The organism is Gemmiger sp. An194 (assembly GCF_002160145.1).
Taxonomy (GTDB): Bacteria; Bacillota; Clostridia; order Oscillospirales; family Ruminococcaceae; genus Allofournierella.
On record NZ_NFKA01000001.1, the window covers coordinates 133088 to 148624 of the forward strand.

Annotated in this window: 20 protein-coding genes and 1 other RNA gene; 10 read left to right on the forward strand and 11 right to left on the reverse strand. The window is 60.7% G+C overall.

Going from position 1 to position 15537, the window contains the following annotated elements; genetic code table 11:
- Window positions 1–53 precede the first annotated feature (53 nt).
- The 4 genes from ruvX (at window position 54) to B5F28_RS00595 (ending at window position 3116) form a co-directional block, all read left to right on the forward strand.
- Window positions 54–482 carry a Holliday junction resolvase RuvX gene (gene ruvX / locus B5F28_RS00580; protein ID WP_058963683.1) on the forward strand — a complete coding sequence of 143 codons (429 nt, stop codon included), beginning with the start codon at window positions 54–56 and terminating at the stop codon, window positions 480–482.
- A gap of 181 nt (window positions 483–663) precedes the next feature.
- Window positions 664–1356: a VanR-ABDEGLN family response regulator transcription factor gene (vanR, locus tag B5F28_RS00585; RefSeq protein ID WP_087292004.1), complete on the forward strand. Its 693-nt coding sequence runs from the start codon at window positions 664–666 to the stop codon at window positions 1354–1356.
- Window positions 1349–2458, forward strand: coding sequence for a sensor histidine kinase (locus B5F28_RS00590; protein WP_247643363.1), 1110 nt, complete (start codon window positions 1349–1351; stop codon window positions 2456–2458). The genes vanR and B5F28_RS00590 overlap by 8 nt, the downstream gene beginning before the upstream one ends.
- A 175-nt stretch (window positions 2459–2633) precedes the next feature.
- Window positions 2634–3116 carry a MarR family winged helix-turn-helix transcriptional regulator gene (locus B5F28_RS00595; RefSeq protein ID WP_087292007.1) on the forward strand — a complete coding sequence of 161 codons (483 nt, stop codon included), beginning with the start codon at window positions 2634–2636 and terminating at the stop codon, window positions 3114–3116.
- Window positions 3117–3261: 145 nt separating this feature from the next.
- Here B5F28_RS00595 and B5F28_RS00600 read toward each other — a convergent pair whose 3' ends face one another.
- On the reverse strand, window positions 3262–4539 hold the full coding sequence (locus B5F28_RS00600; RefSeq protein ID WP_087292010.1) for a chloride channel protein: 1278 nt from the start codon (window positions 4537–4539) through the stop codon (window positions 3262–3264).
- 153 nt (window positions 4540–4692) lie between these two features.
- On the opposite strand from B5F28_RS00600, the gene B5F28_RS00605 reads away from it, so the two are divergent.
- Window positions 4693–5235, forward strand: a complete 543-nt coding sequence (locus B5F28_RS00605) for a DUF1836 domain-containing protein (RefSeq protein WP_158097467.1) — start codon at window positions 4693–4695, stop codon at window positions 5233–5235.
- Window positions 5236–5248: 13 nt separating this feature from the next.
- On the forward strand, window positions 5249–6034 hold the full coding sequence (locus B5F28_RS00610; protein ID WP_087292015.1) for a 4Fe-4S binding protein: 786 nt from the start codon (window positions 5249–5251) through the stop codon (window positions 6032–6034).
- A 74-nt stretch (window positions 6035–6108) separates the two neighbouring features.
- Here the strand turns inward: B5F28_RS00610 and B5F28_RS00615 are convergent, their stop codons facing one another.
- The 4 genes from B5F28_RS00615 to B5F28_RS00630 form a co-directional block, all read right to left on the reverse strand.
- Window positions 6109–6267 (reverse strand): rubredoxin, encoded by a 159-nt coding sequence (locus B5F28_RS00615; protein ID WP_087180730.1) that lies wholly within the window; start codon window positions 6265–6267, stop codon window positions 6109–6111.
- Between the two features lie 118 nt (window positions 6268–6385).
- The gene (locus tag B5F28_RS00620; RefSeq protein ID WP_087292018.1) at window positions 6386–6790 is read right to left on the reverse strand and encodes a DUF3842 family protein; all 405 of its coding nucleotides are present in this window, start codon (window positions 6788–6790) and stop codon (window positions 6386–6388) included.
- A 22-nt stretch (window positions 6791–6812) separates the two neighbouring features.
- Complete coding sequence (gene cls, locus B5F28_RS00625) at window positions 6813–8378, reverse strand: cardiolipin synthase (protein ID WP_247643364.1); 1566 nt, start codon at window positions 8376–8378, stop codon at window positions 6813–6815.
- Between the two features lie 146 nt (window positions 8379–8524).
- Entirely contained in the window at window positions 8525–9334 is an 810-nt protein-coding gene (locus B5F28_RS00630) for a peptidylprolyl isomerase (protein WP_087292022.1), read from the reverse strand.
- 215 nt (window positions 9335–9549) lie between these two features.
- Between B5F28_RS00630 and B5F28_RS00635 the strand changes: the two genes are divergently transcribed.
- From B5F28_RS00635 to B5F28_RS00645, 3 genes are all read left to right on the forward strand, one after another.
- The gene (locus tag B5F28_RS00635; RefSeq protein ID WP_087292025.1) at window positions 9550–9873 is read left to right on the forward strand and encodes a DUF1292 domain-containing protein; all 324 of its coding nucleotides are present in this window, start codon (window positions 9550–9552) and stop codon (window positions 9871–9873) included.
- Window positions 9874–9894: 21 nt separating this feature from the next.
- Window positions 9895–10094, forward strand: a non-coding RNA gene (gene ssrS / locus B5F28_RS00640) — 6S RNA.
- 78 nt (window positions 10095–10172) lie between these two features.
- Window positions 10173–10379 carry a hypothetical protein gene (locus tag B5F28_RS00645; protein ID WP_087292028.1) on the forward strand — a complete coding sequence of 69 codons (207 nt, stop codon included), beginning with the start codon at window positions 10173–10175 and terminating at the stop codon, window positions 10377–10379.
- A 60-nt stretch (window positions 10380–10439) separates the two neighbouring features.
- Here the strand turns inward: B5F28_RS00645 and B5F28_RS00650 are convergent, their stop codons facing one another.
- Window positions 10440–11075, reverse strand: coding sequence for a lactate utilization protein (locus tag B5F28_RS00650; protein WP_087292030.1), 636 nt, complete (start codon window positions 11073–11075; stop codon window positions 10440–10442).
- Window positions 11076–11326: 251 nt separating this feature from the next.
- Here B5F28_RS00650 and B5F28_RS00655 point away from each other — a divergent pair, with 251 nt between their 5' ends.
- A complete protein-coding gene (locus B5F28_RS00655) occupies window positions 11327–12343 on the forward strand; it encodes a thioredoxin domain-containing protein (RefSeq protein ID WP_158097468.1) in 1017 nt (338 codons plus the stop codon).
- 82 nt (window positions 12344–12425) lie between these two features.
- Here B5F28_RS00655 and B5F28_RS00660 read toward each other — a convergent pair whose 3' ends face one another.
- From B5F28_RS00660 to B5F28_RS00680, 5 genes are all read right to left on the reverse strand, one after another.
- Window positions 12426–13025, reverse strand: coding sequence for a LysO family transporter (locus B5F28_RS00660; protein WP_087292037.1), 600 nt, complete (start codon window positions 13023–13025; stop codon window positions 12426–12428).
- A 7-nt stretch (window positions 13026–13032) separates the two neighbouring features.
- On the reverse strand, window positions 13033–13320 hold the full coding sequence (locus tag B5F28_RS00665; protein ID WP_087180738.1) for a hypothetical protein: 288 nt from the start codon (window positions 13318–13320) through the stop codon (window positions 13033–13035).
- An 88-nt stretch (window positions 13321–13408) separates the two neighbouring features.
- A complete protein-coding gene (locus B5F28_RS00670) occupies window positions 13409–14476 on the reverse strand; it encodes a CPBP family intramembrane glutamic endopeptidase (protein WP_087292041.1) in 1068 nt (355 codons plus the stop codon).
- A 28-nt stretch (window positions 14477–14504) separates the two neighbouring features.
- Window positions 14505–15266 carry a DUF3169 family protein gene (locus B5F28_RS00675; RefSeq protein ID WP_087292045.1) on the reverse strand — a complete coding sequence of 254 codons (762 nt, stop codon included), beginning with the start codon at window positions 15264–15266 and terminating at the stop codon, window positions 14505–14507.
- Complete coding sequence (locus B5F28_RS00680) at window positions 15263–15475, reverse strand: helix-turn-helix transcriptional regulator (RefSeq protein ID WP_087292048.1); 213 nt, start codon at window positions 15473–15475, stop codon at window positions 15263–15265. The genes B5F28_RS00675 and B5F28_RS00680 overlap by 4 nt, the downstream gene beginning before the upstream one ends.
- Window positions 15476–15537: the final 62 nt, after the last annotated feature.

Genomic DNA, 15537 nt, shown 5'->3' on the forward strand with positions numbered 1-15537 from the left:
CGGTGCTGCCTTTGAGGAGTTGGGGCTTCTTTTGAACAAGGAAAGGAAGAGCCATGAAGATCCTAGCTGTGGACTACGGCGATGCCCGCACCGGCCTTGCCATCAGCGATGCCAGCGAGCTGCTGGCCACCCCTCTGCCTCAGATCGAGGAAAAGAGCATGAACAAGGCGGCCGCCGCCATTCTGGAAGCCGCCCGTGCCCAGAAGGCCGAGATGATCGTGGTGGGCCTGCCCCGCAACATGGACGGCACCGAGGGCTCCCGCGCCCAGAAGACCCGCAAGATGGCGGCGATTCTGGAACGGGACGGCCAGCTGCCGGTGCGCTTCTGCGACGAGCGCCGCACCACCGTCACCGCCGCCGCCCAGCTAAGCGAGGTGGGCACCTTCGGCAAAAAGCGCAAGGAGATCCTGGACTCGGTGAGCGCCGCGGTCATTCTGGAAAGCTTTCTGGCCTGGCGCAAGCATCACCCGGAGGAGGCCTGAAGGCCGGGGGCTTCGTGAGAAAATCGTAAGATTTCCGCAAGCAAAAAGAAAAGCACATCCGCGCCCTGTTCTGGTAGGATAATACCGGAGCAGGGCGTTTTTTTGCGGGCGCTTGCGCCGGATGGAGGTTTGCCGTATCATAAAAGGCGAAACAATGAAGGAAAAAGGGGGACGGGCAGGAATGAGTGCGAAGATCCTGCTGGTGGATGACGAGGCCGCCATTGCGGACCTGGTGGAGGTCTATCTGAGCAACGAGGGCTACACGGTGTACAAATGCGAGAACGCGGCCCAGGCGCTGGAATGCGTGGCGGAGAAGCCGGTGGACCTGGCCATTCTGGATGTGATGCTGCCGGACCTGAGCGGCTTTGAGCTGTGCCGCCGCATCCGAAAAAAGCACCTGTGGCCCATCCTGATGCTCACCGCCCGGGTGGAGGATCTGGATAAGATCCAGGGCCTGATGCTGGGAGCGGACGACTACATCACCAAGCCATTTAACCCGCTGGAGCTGCTGGCCCGGGTCAAAACCCAGCTGCGCCGGTATACCCAGTACAACCAGTCCGCCCAGCCGGAAAAGAGCGGGGAATACGAGTTCAACGGTCTGTGCATCAGCGAGGTCACCCACAAGTGTACCCTGTACGGGGAGGAGCTGGCCCTCACGCCGCTGGAGTTTTCGATTCTGTGGTATCTGTGCAGCCACCGGGGGCAGGTGGTGCCCAGCGAGCAGCTGTTCCGGGAGGTGTGGGGCGAAAAGTACATCGATGGCAACAACACCGTGATGACCCACATCGCCCGGCTGCGGGAGAAGATGCACGAAAAGAGTCGTCAGCCGAAATTCATCAAAACTGTCTGGGGAGTGGGGTATACCATTGAGTGAACTGCGTAAAAACTGGGCCCACCGGCGCACCGCGCTGCGCTTCACCCTGCAGCTGGCGGTGATGCTGGCAGCGTTCTGGGGTGCAAGCTGGCTGCTGCTCAACGGGGCTTACTTTGTGTATTTTCAGCTGGATCTGGGCCGCTACTGGTGGGTGTTTCTGGTTAAAGAGATCATAAAGCTGCTCCTGCCCGTTCTGGCCGTATTGTGGCTCGGGGTGGGCACGGTGCTCATCACCGGCTGGGTCTTCTGCAAGCCGCTGCGCTATCTGGATGAGGTGACCGAGGCCGCCGGCCGTCTGGCCCGCCCGGGGGAGGACCCCATCCGACTGCGGCCCCAGCTGAAAACCGTGCAGGATCAGCTGAACCAGGCCCGGGAGCAGGGGCTGCGGGCCGCTGCGGCCCTTCGTCAGGAGGAGCAGCGGAAAAATGACCTGATCGTCTATCTGGCCCACGATCTGAAAACCCCGCTCACCAGCGTGATCGGCTATCTGAACCTGCTGGTGGATGAGCCGGACATCAGCCCGGCCACCCGGGCCCGCTACACCGGCATCGCGCTGGAAAAGGCCCTGCGGCTGGAGGAGCTGGTGAACGAGTTCTTCGAGATCACCCGGTTCAGCCTGAGCCATCTGGAGCTGGAGCTTTCCCGGGTGGACCTGTCGCTGATGCTGCGCCAGATGGTCAGCGAGTTCGCGCCGGAGCTGGCGGCAAAGCGGCTGGACTGCCAGGCGGACCTGCCGGATGAGCTGCCGGTCCGCTGCGATCCGGCAAAGCTGGCCCGGGTGTTTGATAACCTGCTGCGCAACGCGGTGAGCTACAGCGACCCCGGCACCACCCTGCGGGTGCAGGGCAGGCTGGAGGGGGAGACGGTGGTGCTGCAGTTCGTGAATCAGGGCCGGACCATCCCGCCGGAAAAGCTGGCCCGCATCTTCGAAAAGTTCTTCCGGGCGGACGAATCCCGGGCCAGCGCCAGCGGCAATGCCGGGCTGGGCCTGGCCATCGCCAGGCAGATCGTGGAGCAGCACGGGGGCACCATCGCCGCCGCCAGCGCCGACGACCGGGTGGTGTTCACCCTGCGCCTGCCCCAAAACGGCCCTTCCAACTGATCGATATGGATTTGGAAAAGAGCTCTGTGCGCTGCACAGGGCTCTTTTTTGGCCTTTTCCGAGCATTCTGCCCTTAAAAGAGCGGGGCAAAAACGCCTATAATGCAAAAGTTAGCTTGCTAATTATTAGAATTCTAATGAATTGGAACGCCGAAAACAGGAAAGGGATCGCCACAATGGAACACAGCTTTCACTATCTGCCTTTAGCCAATCAGTCCATGGTGCACCGGCAGCTGCTGGCAAAACTGAAGGATACCGGCCTGACCCTGGGCCAGCCCAAGGTGCTGGACTATCTGCAGGACCACGACGGGGCCAACCAGGCCGAGATCGCCCGCGCCTGCCACATCGAGCCCGCCTCCCTCACCTCGGTGCTGAACCGGATGGAGGAGAAGGCGCTGGTGGAGCGCCGCACCCAGCAGGGGGACCGGCGCAGCTTTGCGGTCTACCTCACCGGGCAGGGCCATTCGATGGCGCTGCGGGTCCGGCAGGCCTTCGAGGAGCTGGAGGAGCAGGCCTTTGCGGGGGTGAGCGAAGCGGAGCGGGAGCAGCTGGACGAGACGGCGGCAAAGACCCGCATCGCCCAGGAGGACCGGCGGCGGGCCACCAACTACCAGTACTACACCCGGCGGGTGTGGGGTCTGGGCAAAACTACCACCTGACGCTGGACACCGGCCTGGGGGAGGAGTATGTGCAGACCTGCATCGAGGCCGCGCTGAAGGCCCTGGAGGCCGGTCAGAAGGCCACCGTATAAACATAAAAAACAGCACCGGCAGATGCGTTGCCGGTGCTGTTTTCATTTTGGAATCAGTGGGCGGGCTTGTCCACCTTTTCGTTGTTGATTTTGGAATACATGATCTGCTGGCCGGAGTAAAGGCTGTACTGGCCGCTGAGCAGGTAGCTCACCGCACAGGCCAGCGCGAACAGCAGCATGGACTCGGCTCCGAACAGCTCCACACCCAGCACGATGCTGGCGAAGGGGCAGTTGGTCACGGCGCAGAAGGTGGCCACCAGTGCAACCGCCGCCGCCAGGCCCGGGTCCAGCCCCAGCAGCGGCCCCACCAGGCAGCCGAAGGTGGAGCCCACAAAGAAGGTGGGCACGATCTCGCCGCCCCGGAAGCCGCAGCCCAGGGTGAGGGCGGTGAGCAGCAGTTTAAACAAAAAGGCCAGCGGATGGGCCAGCACGCCCTCGGTGATGGCCTGCTCGATCACCTGCATGCCTGCGCCGTTGTAATCCCGTGTGCCCAGCAGCAGAGTGCAGCCGATGATCAGCGCCGAGCCTGCCAGAATGCGCAGGTATTGATTGGGCAGCCAGGTCTGGTACAGATGGCTTGCAGTGTGCATCACAATGCACAGCAGCATGCCCACCAGCGCGCAGCCCACGCCCAGAATCACCACCCGCCAGGAGTTGCCCCAGCCAAGGCCGCTGGCCTTGTGGATCACAAACTGCTCCGGCACCGCCCCCAGCGCCCGGGAAACGCCGTAGGCCACCAGGCTGGACATGGTGCAGGGCAGCAGCGCTGCGTGGTAGACCACGCCCACGCTGATCACCTCAATGCTGAAGATGGTGGCGGTGAGCGGGGTGCCGAACAGGGCGCTGAACACCGCACTCATGCCGCACAGCACCATGAAATGCTGGCTGGGCTGGTTGAGCCGCAGCTTTTCCCCAAGCCAGCCGCCCATGCTGCCGCCGATCTGCAGGGCCGCGCCCTCACGCCCGGCACTGCCGCCCAGAAGATGGGTGATGAAGGTGGCGAAGATGATCAGCGGGGTCATGCGCAGCGGCGCGCGCTTGCCGTTGCGGGCGCTCTCGATCACCTGGTTGGTGCCCCGCTCGGTGCTCATGCCGCACAGCTGATACACCGCCACAATGGCCAGGCCGCCCACCGGCAGCAGCCACAGCAGCTCCGGGTGGGCCGCCCGTACCCGGTTGGCCCAGCTTACCATGTGGTAGAACACCGCACCCACCGCGCCGCCCGCAAGGCCCATCAGCCCGGAGCAGATCATCCACATCAGAAAGGTCTCGCTGTAGGGGAACAGCCCCTCGGCAATGTTGGTCAGCGCCTCTTTGCGCCGCAGATTCATGTTACCGCCTCCCACCGGCCTCAGCAAGGCCGTTTTTGCACATTGATACCGGCTTATATTATAGCAAATCCCCGGAAAAAATTGAAGCAAAAGCCCTTTTGTGCTATGATAGAAACCAGCGAAAACTGCAACAGGAAACGGAGCGTGACACCAATGAAACAGGGCTTTGAGAACAGCAGCCTTTCCCAAGAGGTCCTGGGCTTCCATTGCCCCCGCTGGGCCGAGCTGCCGGGCATCGCGCTGTATATGGATCAGGTCACCGGCTATATCAACGAGATTTTTGCCCCCATCGCCCCCCAGGAGCAGCAGATCACTCTGACCAAGGCGATGGTGAACAATTACGTGAAGCAGCGGGTGATGAGCCCGCCGGTGAACAAAAAATACGACCGGGCCCACATGGCCTATCTGGTCACCATCTGCGCTCTCAAGCAGGTGTTCAGCATCCCGGAGATCGGCAGCATGATCCGCGCCCAGATGGACCACTGCCCGGTGGAGCAGGCCTACGACTGCTTCTGTGAGGAGCTGGAGAGCGCACTGCGGGCGGTGTTCCTGGGGCAGGCAGCCCCCACCCAGATCCGCAATGAGCAGGACCCGGCGGCCATCACCCTGCTGCGGGGCGCGGTGCAGGCCTATGCCAGCAAGGTGTATGTACAAAAGCGGCTGGCCTTCGCCGAGCAGGCCGGCGGGCAGGAATGAGGAGAAGAAGCCGGTGAAGATTGAGAGAGTACAGCTGATTTATTTTTCCGCCGCGGGAACCACCCGGACGGTGGGGCAGGCAGCGGCAAAAGGGACCGGCCTGCCGATGGAGGAATGGGATTGCACCCCGCAGCGGGCAAAAGCACCCTTTCAGCCGGACGAGCGGACCCTGACCATTCTGGCTGTTCCGTCTTTCGGTGGGCGGGTGCCCGCGCCGGTGGCAAAGAGGATGGAGCAGCTGAAGGGCTGTGGCCCGGCGGTGCTGCTGAGCGTTTACGGCGCGCGCGCCAGCGAGGATACGCTGGCTGAGCTGTATGATCTGGCAGAGCGGGCAGGCTACCGGCCCATAGCGGCCGGGGAATTTGTGGCCCGGCATTCCATGGCCACCCGGATCGCAGCGGAGCGCCCGAATGGGGCGGACCTTTCCCAGGCTGCGGCGCTGGGAAAGCAGGCAGTGGAGCTGGCCCAGAATCTTCTGCCGGGGCAGGAACCGGGGCTGGAGCTGCCGGGCAATCGACCCTACCGGGAATTTGGCGGGGTACCGTTCCACCCGAAGGCGAATAGAAAATGTGTGGAATGCGGCCGCTGTGCCGACCAGTGCCCGGTGGAGGCAATTCCTGCCGGGAAGCCAAACAGGACCGACAGCAAGGTGTGCATCACCTGTATGCGCTGCGTGGCAGTGTGCCCTGTAAAAGCCAGAAGCCTCGGCAAGCTGCCGGAGCTGGCCGTTACGGCCAAACTGCGCAAGGTGTGCGACGATCACCGGGAAAACCGGATCTGGTTGGCCGGCCTTGAATAAAGAAAAACGAAAAAAGCCCGCGCCTGGACAATTCCAGGCGCGGGCCTTTTGCTTGCTTATGGGGGATTGGGGAATTACTCCTGGCTGAACTGGTCCTTGCCAACGCCGCACAGGGGGCACTCGAAATCCTCGGGAACATCGGCCCACAGGGTGCCGGGGGCGATGCCGCCGTCCTCGTAGCCCTCAGCCTCGTCGTAAACCCAGCCGCACACGTCACATACAAAACGGTTCATAATGAATACTCCTTTTCGCTCTATTTGGAAAGAAATGAATTTTTTGAGAGGGACCGTTTGGTCCGTGACTCTAGTATATGCGGCGGAACGGAAAAATCATGTTGCCACGGCAACAAAATTATGCCAGACTTAAAATCCGGCGGGCGGCGTCCGCAATGTATTCAGCCAGGGGCAGCTCGGGCAGGCCGCCGATCTGCACTCCGCACTTGCTCACCGGGATCAGTACCTTGCGGGCGGAGGAGTCCGCCACGGCCAGCGCCATGGCAGGGCTGCATTCGCCCATCATGCTGTTGGCCATCACGATGCCCATGGGTCCGGCAATCACATCCGCCCGGCGGGCGTTCACGATCACTGCGTTCTCTCCGGTGGCGCCCGCGGTGGCGCCTGCCTTCATCATGGCACCGGTGGCGGCGGCATTGGTGCCCACCGCCAGAATTTCGCCGGCGTAGCCGCCAGCACGCAGCTTTTCAATCAGGGCGCGGCCGAAGCCTCCGCCCTGGCCGTCAATCACAACGATTCTCATGCAATAACCTCGCTTTTTCTTGTTACAGCAGCGGCGCGAACAGGCGCAGGATCAGCTGCGCCACCCGCTTGGGCAGGGGTGTTTTATAGGTGTCCTCCAGGAATACCTCGTTGCTCACGCTCATGCACTCCTCCAGGTCGGCCCGCACATCCTGCACCATCTGCCCGCCGTAGAAGGCACAACAGTTTTCGAAATGCAGATACAGGCTGCGGTAGTCCATGTTGGCGCTGCCCACGATGGCGGTTTTGTCATCCGACACATACATCTTGGCGTGGATGAAGCCGGGGGTGTATTCAAAGATGCGCACGCCCGCCTCCAGCAGCACCCGGTAGTAGCTCTGGGTCACCCAGTACACATACCATTTGTCCGGAATGCCGGGGGTGATGATCCGCACATCCACACCGCTTTTGGCAATCAGGGTCAGGGTGGTGATCATCTCGTTGTCCACCACCAGATAGGGGGTGGCGATATACACGTAGTTGGTGGCCTGCTGCAGCACGTTAAAGTAGGCGTTTTCGGCCACATTCTCTTCGTCCAGCGGGCTGTCGCCGTAGGACTGCACAAAGCCCCGGGCGGTGTAGCGCAGGGTGGGGGCGTAGTCCTTCGGGTCACTCACGCTGCCGGTGGTGAAGTCCCACATTTCCAGAAACAGTGCGGTCAGCGATTGCACGCCGCTGCCCTTGAGCATCAGGCCGGTGTCCTTCCACATGCCGAAGCGCTTTTTTCGATTGATGTATTCGTCGGAAAAGTTCAGCCCGCCGGTGAAGCCCACGTTGCCGTCGATCACGGTGATCTTCCGGTGGTCCCGGTGGTTGAGCATGGTGTAGTCCGAGATCCGGCCGGACAGCCGGGGCGGTGCAAAGGGATAGCACTTGATGCCCTTGCGCCGCAAGAATTCATCGTAGTTTTCCGGCAGGGTGAACATGCAGCCGAAGGCGTCGAACAAAAGGCGCACATCCACACCCTCGGCGGCCTTCTGGGTGAGAATTTCCAGAGTCGTGTCCCACATGTAGCCGGGCTTGATGATGAAATACTCCATGAAGATGAAGTGCTTGGCGCCCTTCAGTTCCTCCAGAAAGCGGGGAAAGAAATCCTGGCCCCAGGCGTAATATTCGCTCTGGGTATCGCCATAAAGGGGAGCGCCTGCGCACTGGGACAGATAGGTGGCACTGCGGGCCAGGTTTTTGTCCTTCACCTGCAGGCGGCGCATGGGCTCCGGGTCCTGAGGCAGCGATCGGGTTCCCCGCTCGGTGATGGATTCCAGCCGCTTGGCGTGGCGGTTGCCGGTGTTCCGGTGGCCCCAGAACAGGTAGAACAGGGTACCGGTGGGCGGCATGACCAGAATCATGATCAGCCACATGATTTTATAGACCGGGTTGACCTTGTCCTTATCCAGCAGTGTGAGCACAGCCAGGGCGCTGAGCAGCATCAGAAACAGATAAAAATACGGGAAAAATCTGCCCAGCCCAACGGCGATGCCAACCACCAGAGTAATCTGCAGCAGCAGCAAGACCGCGAAGAAAAAGCTGCGGGACAACAGCCCACGGCCCAGTTTGTTGCGGGCTTTGCGTACCTTCTTCATTTCCATAATAATAAGCCTCCTGCATGAAAAAGGGAAAAAGGCAAACGAAAAAGCCTTTGGGGGATATTATATCACAGTTTTCCCACAAAATCGACGGAAAGACCCTGGGGAAACAAAAAGAGCGCACGGTGCTGCGTGCGCTCGGAATGAATTTATTCGGTCTGACTGGTGCTCTGTGCCGCGCTGGAGGTCTGGGAAGCGGAGGAGGAAGCCCCTTCGCTGCCGCTGGCGGGAGCCGGGTCCGCCGCGCCGTAGGTGCTGATGGTCACGCTGTTGAGCAGCACGTCCTCCACAGGCTTGCCGTGCTCGTCCACCTCGCTCTGGGCCAGGGCGTCCACCACATCCATGCCCTCGTAGACCTGGCCGAACACGGTGTCGGTGTAGTCCAGATAGGGCAGGCCGCCCGCCGCATCGTAGGCCTCGATCACCTCGGTGCGCACGCCCGCCTGTTCCATCTGGGTGCGCAGGCTGTCGTCCAGCTTTTCGGGCAGCGACTGCACAAAGTAGAACTGGCTCAGGCCGGAGACATTCTCATCCGGGCTGAAGGCGGCGCACAGTGCGCCGGAATAGTGGTGCAGCTGGTCCGAGATCTCCTTGGGGTAGGGGTTGTTGTTCCAGATGGTGGAGCCGGTGGTGCCGCTGCCGGAGGCATCGCCGCCCTGCACCACAAAGCCGGAAACGATCCGGTGGAAGCTGGTGCCGTTGTAGTAGCCCTCCTGGGCCAGACGGGTGAAGTTCTCCACCGCCATGGGGGCCTGGTCCGGATACAGCACGGCCCGCACCTCACCGGCGCTGGTGTTGAAGATGGCAATGGGGTCGCCCTCGGCGGGGGTCTGGAACTGAAGCTCCTCGCTTTCCACCTGGGGGCGTTTGATGGAGCTGCCCACAACTCCGCCGCCGCAGCCTGTGAGCAGGCCGGCGGCCAGAACGACGGCCGCTGCCAAAGCAATGAATCTGCGCAAGGAAGATGCCCTCCTGTAATTTTTTGATAGAAATAATACATATTATACCACAAAGCCGGGAAAAATAAAAACCAGCTGCTCCAAGTATTTTATAAAACTTTCACAGCGGGTTTTGTTGCGTTTTTCTATTGACGCAGGCAGCAAAAAAAGGTAAACTTTATCTAGCAGATCACACAGGCGAGGCCCGAGGGCCCGCCCGAAAAAGGAGAGCAAACATGGCTGAGAACAACACCCCTGTCACCGAGCAGGAAGAAGATTACACCCCCGACCTGGTGACCCTGGAGGACGAGGAAGGCAAAGAGCACACCTTTGAGGTGATCGACGCAGCCGACCACAAGGGCGTTCACTACATGGCACTGGTTCCCTACGTGGAGAACGAGGAAGAGCTGGAGGACGCCGAGCTGGACCTGATCCTGATGAAGGTCGGCCAGGACGCGGAGGGCGAATACCTGGATATCGTGGAAGACGACGAGGAGCTTTACGAGGTGAGCAACCTGTTCGAGAAGCGCCTGCGCGAATTCTTCGACATCGAGCAGTAAGCCTGCCGCCCAAACACGCTTAGCATCCTGCCTTGTGCGATTTGTTGCAGCTTTAAATAATCCTACTAATCAAATTCAGGGAGCCCGGAGTTGACTACCGGACCGCAGACCTCCCGCCCCTCAAGGGGAGCACGGAAGAAGGGAGTGGAAAAGTGGCCACAGGGCACCCACCTGCCATCCGGTAGGTTTTGATTGGCTGCAGACGGCAAGGCGGGGCTATTTGAAAACAAAAGCGCTCCCGGTCCTTTCAAAGAACCGGGAGCTTTTTTGTGTCCCGCAGCAAAAGGAGGAAAGCCCCCATGGGAAAGGGCGATTACCACGGCGCGAGCCACATCTATGGCAGCCGTGCGGGTACCAACCCCCGCGCCGAATACCGGGAATTCGATTTTGAGCCCGGCCGCGAGGCGGAAAAGGATGAGCTGCTGCGCAAGGTGCGCCGCCCGGAGCTGACCATCCAGGCGGGTTATCTGCGCAGGCCTGCCCGGAAGACTGTTAACAAGAAATAAAAAATCGCCGCCCCAGCACAAAGCAGCGGGGCGGCGATTTTTTGCGGCGGAAAAGCCGGATCAGAAGCCCAGAGGTTCACCCACCAGCAGCACCTTGATGCGGCCGGGAATCCGCTGGTAGCGGTGGATGGTGGTGGTGCAGCAGATGCGGGCCGGGCTGTGGCAGTCGGCGCAGGTGCCGGTCACGGCGCAGGGGGTCTTGCAGTTCAGCCGGTCGGTGTTGGCGGGGGCGGCGATCTCCTTTACCCGGCGGGCGGCGGCGTGGATGTCCTTCACGATCTTGTTGCAGCCCACCACCAGCAGCACGTTCTTGGGGCCGAAGGTCATGGCGGCTACCCGGTTGGCGGTGCCGTCCACGTTGTACAGCTCACCGGCCTCGGTCACCGAGTTGGTGCTGGCCAGATACCAGTCGGCGCTGAACACCTGGCGGAACAGCGCGTCCAGCTCCTCGCCGGTCACCTTGCTTCGGTCCAGATACTGATAACGGCCGCTGGCCAGCAGGTCCATCACGCCGGTCTCGGCCAGGCTCACGCTGCCGCCGTTGGAAACCACGGCGCCCTCGGGGATCATCTGCTCCACAAAGGGGCGTACCTCGGCGGCGGTCTTCACATAGTAGGCCTCCATGTTGTTGGCGCGCAGGGCCTCCATAGTGCGCTGGATGCGGCGCTCGGTGTTTAAAATCACTGCTTCATGCATGAGAATTCCTCCTTCAACAGCTTGCTCAATGGGCTGGAATTGTTGTTTTTATTATAGCACATCTTTTGTTTTGCGGCGCTGTGTGAATCCCGGCGCACACAAAAGTTTTACAGGCAGCTGCCAGAGCCTGCCATTGCAGGAGCCGGGGCGGTTGTGCTACAATGGTTTAAAGCGGCAGCGCACAGGCGCTGCTGCGCCTTTTGTGATTTTACACCGGCGGTTGTGCCGGATGTTGAAGGAGTATGACTTGCATGGCCAAGCGTTTAAAGGCCGGTGATAAAATTCCGGCGTTTTCCTACGATACCCCTTACGAACCGCAGAAAAGCTTCTACGGCTTTTTGCAGGGGGACAAGCCGGTGGTGCTGGTGTTCCTGCCCAACTTCGGGCACCCCATCACCCGGCATTTTATCACCCAGTATCTGGAGACCATCTACGCGCTGCGCAGTGTCCGTTTGGCCTGCGTGGTACGCTCCCGGCCCGAGGCCATTGCCAAGGCCGCGCCCAGGGGCTCGCTGCCCTTTGAGCTGATCTGCGATGCGGAGGGCGTGCTGTACGATTACTTCCAGATTCCCCAGAAGCGCGGCATGCTGCGCTGCTATTCGCTGGAGGGCATGCGCATCATCAAGCAGGCTCGCCAGGAGGGGTATTCCCCGGCCAAAAACGAGTTGAATCAGCTGCCTCTTACTCTGGTGCTGAACGAAGACGGACAGGTGCTGTTTGCTCACTACGGCCACAGCATGACCGACCTCCCGGCGGATTGCTCGGCCATGGAGCGGGTGGCGCAGGAGCTGCCCCTGCCTGCAAAAGAGGCGGAACCACAGCCGGAAGTTTCGGATGCCTTCCCGCAGGAACAGCAGCCGCAGATCTTTGACGGCTTTGAACAGCCGGATCAGGGGGCGCTCACCGAAGCGGAGCTGCTGGCCGCACTGGAGGAGAACAAAGCCTTTGAGGCGCAGCAGGCGGCACAGGGGGAGCAGTCCGCTGTTGCCTTCCATCGGCAGGAGGAAGCGACTCCTGTGGAGCAGCCCCAGCCCGCGCCTCAGGTGGACGAGCCCCAGCCGGAGCAGGCCTGGACCGCCGCGCCGGAAAGCAGCGTCTATCCGCCGCAGGAAGCGCTTCAGGAGCCACAGGAGCCCACCGAAGCACCCCAGGAGCCGGTGGAGCCGGTGCCCGCATCGGTCTGGCGGGGCAAGATGATCTATTCGCCGGATCATGTGCCGGTGAAGGTGGATTTTTCCGCCCTGGGCTTTGGCGGCGACAAGAACTGAACATACAAAAACCGGGCCGGAACGCATGGGCAATTGCCAGCGTTCCGGCCCGGTTTTTTGTTTCAATTGCAAAAGAGACTGCTCACAAAAGCGCCGCACACAGCGAGATCAGCGGCGGCACCGCGGCCGAACAGACCACTCCGTTGAACACCGAAAGCACCACCGTTTCCTCGTCGGTGAAGCGGATCATCATCGAGAGGGTGGTGTCCTCACTGGTGGCGGCAGCGGGGGCGATGCAGGTGTAGTAGTTCAGGCGGCGGGAGATGGGCGGGATCACGAAAAAGGAGAAGATCTCCCGCATCAGGTTGCTCAGAAAGGCAATGCTGCCCAGCTGTGCTCCGGCCAGGTTGCCCACGGTCACACCGGCCAGGCTGTACCAGCCCAGACCGCTGGCCACCATGGTGCTTTGCCCCAGCGAAAAGCCCAGCAGCGGAGCACACATCGCGCCGCCCACCAGCGAACCAGCAATGATGCCGATGGGGATGAGGAATGCCTTGATGTGGTATTGCTTGATTTTTGCCCAGATGCCCTCGTGCAGGCCGATGCTGATGCCCACCAGAAACATAAGCAGATACAGCACCAGGTCCGAGTGACCGGCGAGCAGGGTCAGCAGGGGAAGCTCCAGACCGGAAAGCCCGTAAAGAACGCCGCCCACCAGGGCGATCACTGCCAGAATCACCATAAGCCGGTCACCTCCGTTTGTTGCGCTTTTCCCGCCCGTTCATAAAACGGCAGGTGAGCAGGTAGACAAAAAGCACAGAAAAGGCCACCGGCACCAGGCAGAACACCAGGCTTTGCAGCCCCAGCTGGCCCAGCTCCTGCAAAAAGCCCGGCCGCTGCCCCAGCATAACGCCCATGCAGAAAATCAGCGCCAGAGTGCACACCACCTGCAGCCGCTCGCAAAGTTTTTTGTATTGTTTCGGGAAAAACCGGCTGCCCACCAGCACTCCCAGACACATGATCAGGATCACATCCACAAACGGTCCCCTCCAGTTCGCGCAATTTCCCCTTATTATAGCAAAAAAGCGCTGGGGTAGCAATGCACCCCAGCGGAGAAAAACGGCCTTATTGTGCAGGTTCGGCAGGTTGCTCGGAGATGGCGGGCTGTGCCTCTACGGGGAGGGGCAGCTCCACCACCGGGCCGGTGCGGAACACCTTGGAGGCCAGGAAGGGCAGGTACAGCACCGTCAGCGCCACAAAGCCCAGCAGCACGCTGGTCCAGTCCAACACCTGATTCTGGATGGCGTTGGGATCGGTGAACAGGGTAATGGCGTTGTTGTTAAAGAAGTGGATCAGCACCGGCGCCCAGATGCTTTTGGTCTTCATATAGGCAAAGCCGAAGAAGACGCTGTAGCAGATGCAGAGCACGATCTGGTTCACTACGCTCAGACCCCAGGTGTCCGGGCTGTAGAAGAAGATGTTGATGGGCAGGTGCCACAGCCCCCAGGCCACGCCCAGCACCACAATGCCGCCCCGCAGGCCGAACCGCTTTTGCAGCAGAGGCTGTAAAAAGCCGCGCCAGCCGTACTCCTCCCCGAAAAAGGCGGTGTATACCAGCAGGAAGTTCAGCGGCATATTCACCAGCATGATGGTGAAATAGAGCGGGTCAACGGAAGTGGATTCTGCTTTTGCCAGAGTAGGGTCCACCAAAATCATCAGCCCGCTGAGCAGGACGATCCGGACAAAGTAGAGAACCGCAAACACCGCGAACACCGCAAACACCCAGCGGTTGAGCCGCATGCCCCAGGCGGTGCGGCGTGCCTTGCCGTCGAGAAAATAAAAGACCCAGCACAACACGCTGCCCACCATGATGACCCCGTTGCTTGCCGCCGCCCAGGGCAGGGCGGGGGCAATAGCGCTGGCAAGGGCGCACAGAGCCATGAGGACGGTCACCAGCAGGAAACAGATGTAAAATTTGCGGGGGATGGTTTTGTCCTCCCGGCGGGTGAGAAGAATGGCAAGGATAGCGCCGGCGGCAGGGTAGAACATCTGGGCCGAGGGAAAGGCCCTCACGTCGCTGCCTGCGTGGTAGGCAAGGCCCATGGGGATGCCCAACAGATAGGGCAGCACAAAAGCGACCAGTCCGAAGATAATCAGCTGCCGTTTTTCCACGGCGGTCCAGTTGGTTTTCATGACAGATTCCTCCTTTTCGTGTTTGAAGTCAACGGTTGGGTTTTACATGTTGCAGCCAGTAATTGCGCAGCTGATAGGTAAGGGTCTGCATCATCCACAGCCCGCCCAGCAGCACGAACCACAGGGCGTTGATGGACCAGGCGGAACCCACCATGAGCAGTACCACCATCACGATAGGGTAGAGCATGTTCATCACCTGGAAGGTAAAATAGCTGCAATCGCCGATGGTCTTCTGCTCAGCCTCGTCGCAGCTGGCGTACCAGTCTTTGTGGAATTTGGTGTCGAACACGTTGCCCCGCTTTTCCGGGTAGAGTTTTTTGGTGGCCCCGATCACCAGGGCCTGCAGCGCGGTAAGCCAGACAAGTTGAAGAATCAGCAGACCAAACCCGAAGCCGGCAAGCGGGATTGATTCGGACCGAATGGCCCGCCCGAAGGCCAGCCCTGCGGTCAGCATGAACCAGGGGAAGCCCAGGGTGGTCAGAATCAAGGCAAGGCAGAGCAGCCGGTTGGCCTTCTCATAAGCCTCGTCGTCCTCATCGGCACGGGCCATGGGTTTTTTCGCCGCCAGATACAGGGCGGTGGCCGCCGCAGACAGCAGCAGACCCAAAGTCATCAGTGGAACGCCTGCCCCGTAAAGTCCCTGGCTGAGGGTGGCGCTCAGTCTGGAAAGACCGTCGAAGCCTGACCCGATGAACATGCTGCATCCTGCGCCAAACAGACCACACACCACGAGGATGAGTGTGAATTTCACATAGACCCAGGTGTTTTTCTTTTCCGCTTTCGGTTTCATTGTTCTTCCTCCCCCGTCAGATAAAATACCTCTTCCACAGGCGTTTCAAACACCTGTGCGATGCGCAGCGCCAGCGTGATGGAGGGGTTGTAGTCCCCACGCTCGATCAGGCTGATGGTCTGGCGGGACGCCCCCACCAGCTGCCCCAGCTGCTGCTGATTCAGCGACCTGGCCGCGCGCAGCTCCTTGAGCCGGTTTCCCAGCGGCATAGGCTCAACCTCCTTTTGCGTTGCAAAGTATCTGTGTCAAAATGACAAGTATCTTTGTCATC

Excerpts from the sequence above, each read along its gene's own strand:
- cls (WP_247643364.1), bottom strand. The coding sequence starts at position 8,378 with ATGGAAATGAAGAAGGTACGCAAAGCCCGCAACAAACTGGGCCGTGGG.
- B5F28_RS00605 (WP_158097467.1), top strand. The coding sequence starts at position 4,693 with ATGAAACAGGGCTTTGAGAACAGCAGCCTTTCCCAAGAGGTCCTGGGC.
- ruvX (WP_058963683.1), top strand. The coding sequence starts at position 54 with ATGAAGATCCTAGCTGTGGACTACGGCGATGCCCGCACCGGCCTTGCC.
- B5F28_RS00660 (WP_087292037.1), bottom strand. The coding sequence starts at position 13,025 with ATGGTGATTCTGGCAGTGATCGCCCTGGTGGGCGGCGTTCTTTACGGG.
- B5F28_RS00645 (WP_087292028.1), top strand. The coding sequence starts at position 10,173 with ATGGGAAAGGGCGATTACCACGGCGCGAGCCACATCTATGGCAGCCGT.
- B5F28_RS00675 (WP_087292045.1), bottom strand. The coding sequence starts at position 15,266 with ATGAAACCGAAAGCGGAAAAGAAAAACACCTGGGTCTATGTGAAATTC.
- B5F28_RS00670 (WP_087292041.1), bottom strand. The coding sequence starts at position 14,476 with ATGAAAACCAACTGGACCGCCGTGGAAAAACGGCAGCTGATTATCTTC.
- B5F28_RS00620 (WP_087292018.1), bottom strand. The coding sequence starts at position 6,790 with ATGAGAATCGTTGTGATTGACGGCCAGGGCGGAGGCTTCGGCCGCGCC.
- B5F28_RS00650 (WP_087292030.1), bottom strand. The coding sequence starts at position 11,075 with ATGCATGAAGCAGTGATTTTAAACACCGAGCGCCGCATCCAGCGCACT.
- B5F28_RS00615 (WP_087180730.1), bottom strand. The coding sequence starts at position 6,267 with ATGAACCGTTTTGTATGTGACGTGTGCGGCTGGGTTTACGACGAGGCT.
- B5F28_RS00680 (WP_087292048.1), bottom strand. The coding sequence starts at position 15,475 with ATGCCGCTGGGAAACCGGCTCAAGGAGCTGCGCGCGGCCAGGTCGCTG.
- B5F28_RS00600 (WP_087292010.1), bottom strand. The coding sequence starts at position 4,539 with ATGAATCTGCGGCGCAAAGAGGCGCTGACCAACATTGCCGAGGGGCTG.
- B5F28_RS00595 (WP_087292007.1), top strand. The coding sequence starts at position 2,634 with ATGGAACACAGCTTTCACTATCTGCCTTTAGCCAATCAGTCCATGGTG.
- B5F28_RS00635 (WP_087292025.1), top strand. The coding sequence starts at position 9,550 with ATGGCTGAGAACAACACCCCTGTCACCGAGCAGGAAGAAGATTACACC.
- vanR (WP_087292004.1), top strand. The coding sequence starts at position 664 with ATGAGTGCGAAGATCCTGCTGGTGGATGACGAGGCCGCCATTGCGGAC.
- B5F28_RS00655 (WP_158097468.1), top strand. The coding sequence starts at position 11,327 with ATGGCCAAGCGTTTAAAGGCCGGTGATAAAATTCCGGCGTTTTCCTAC.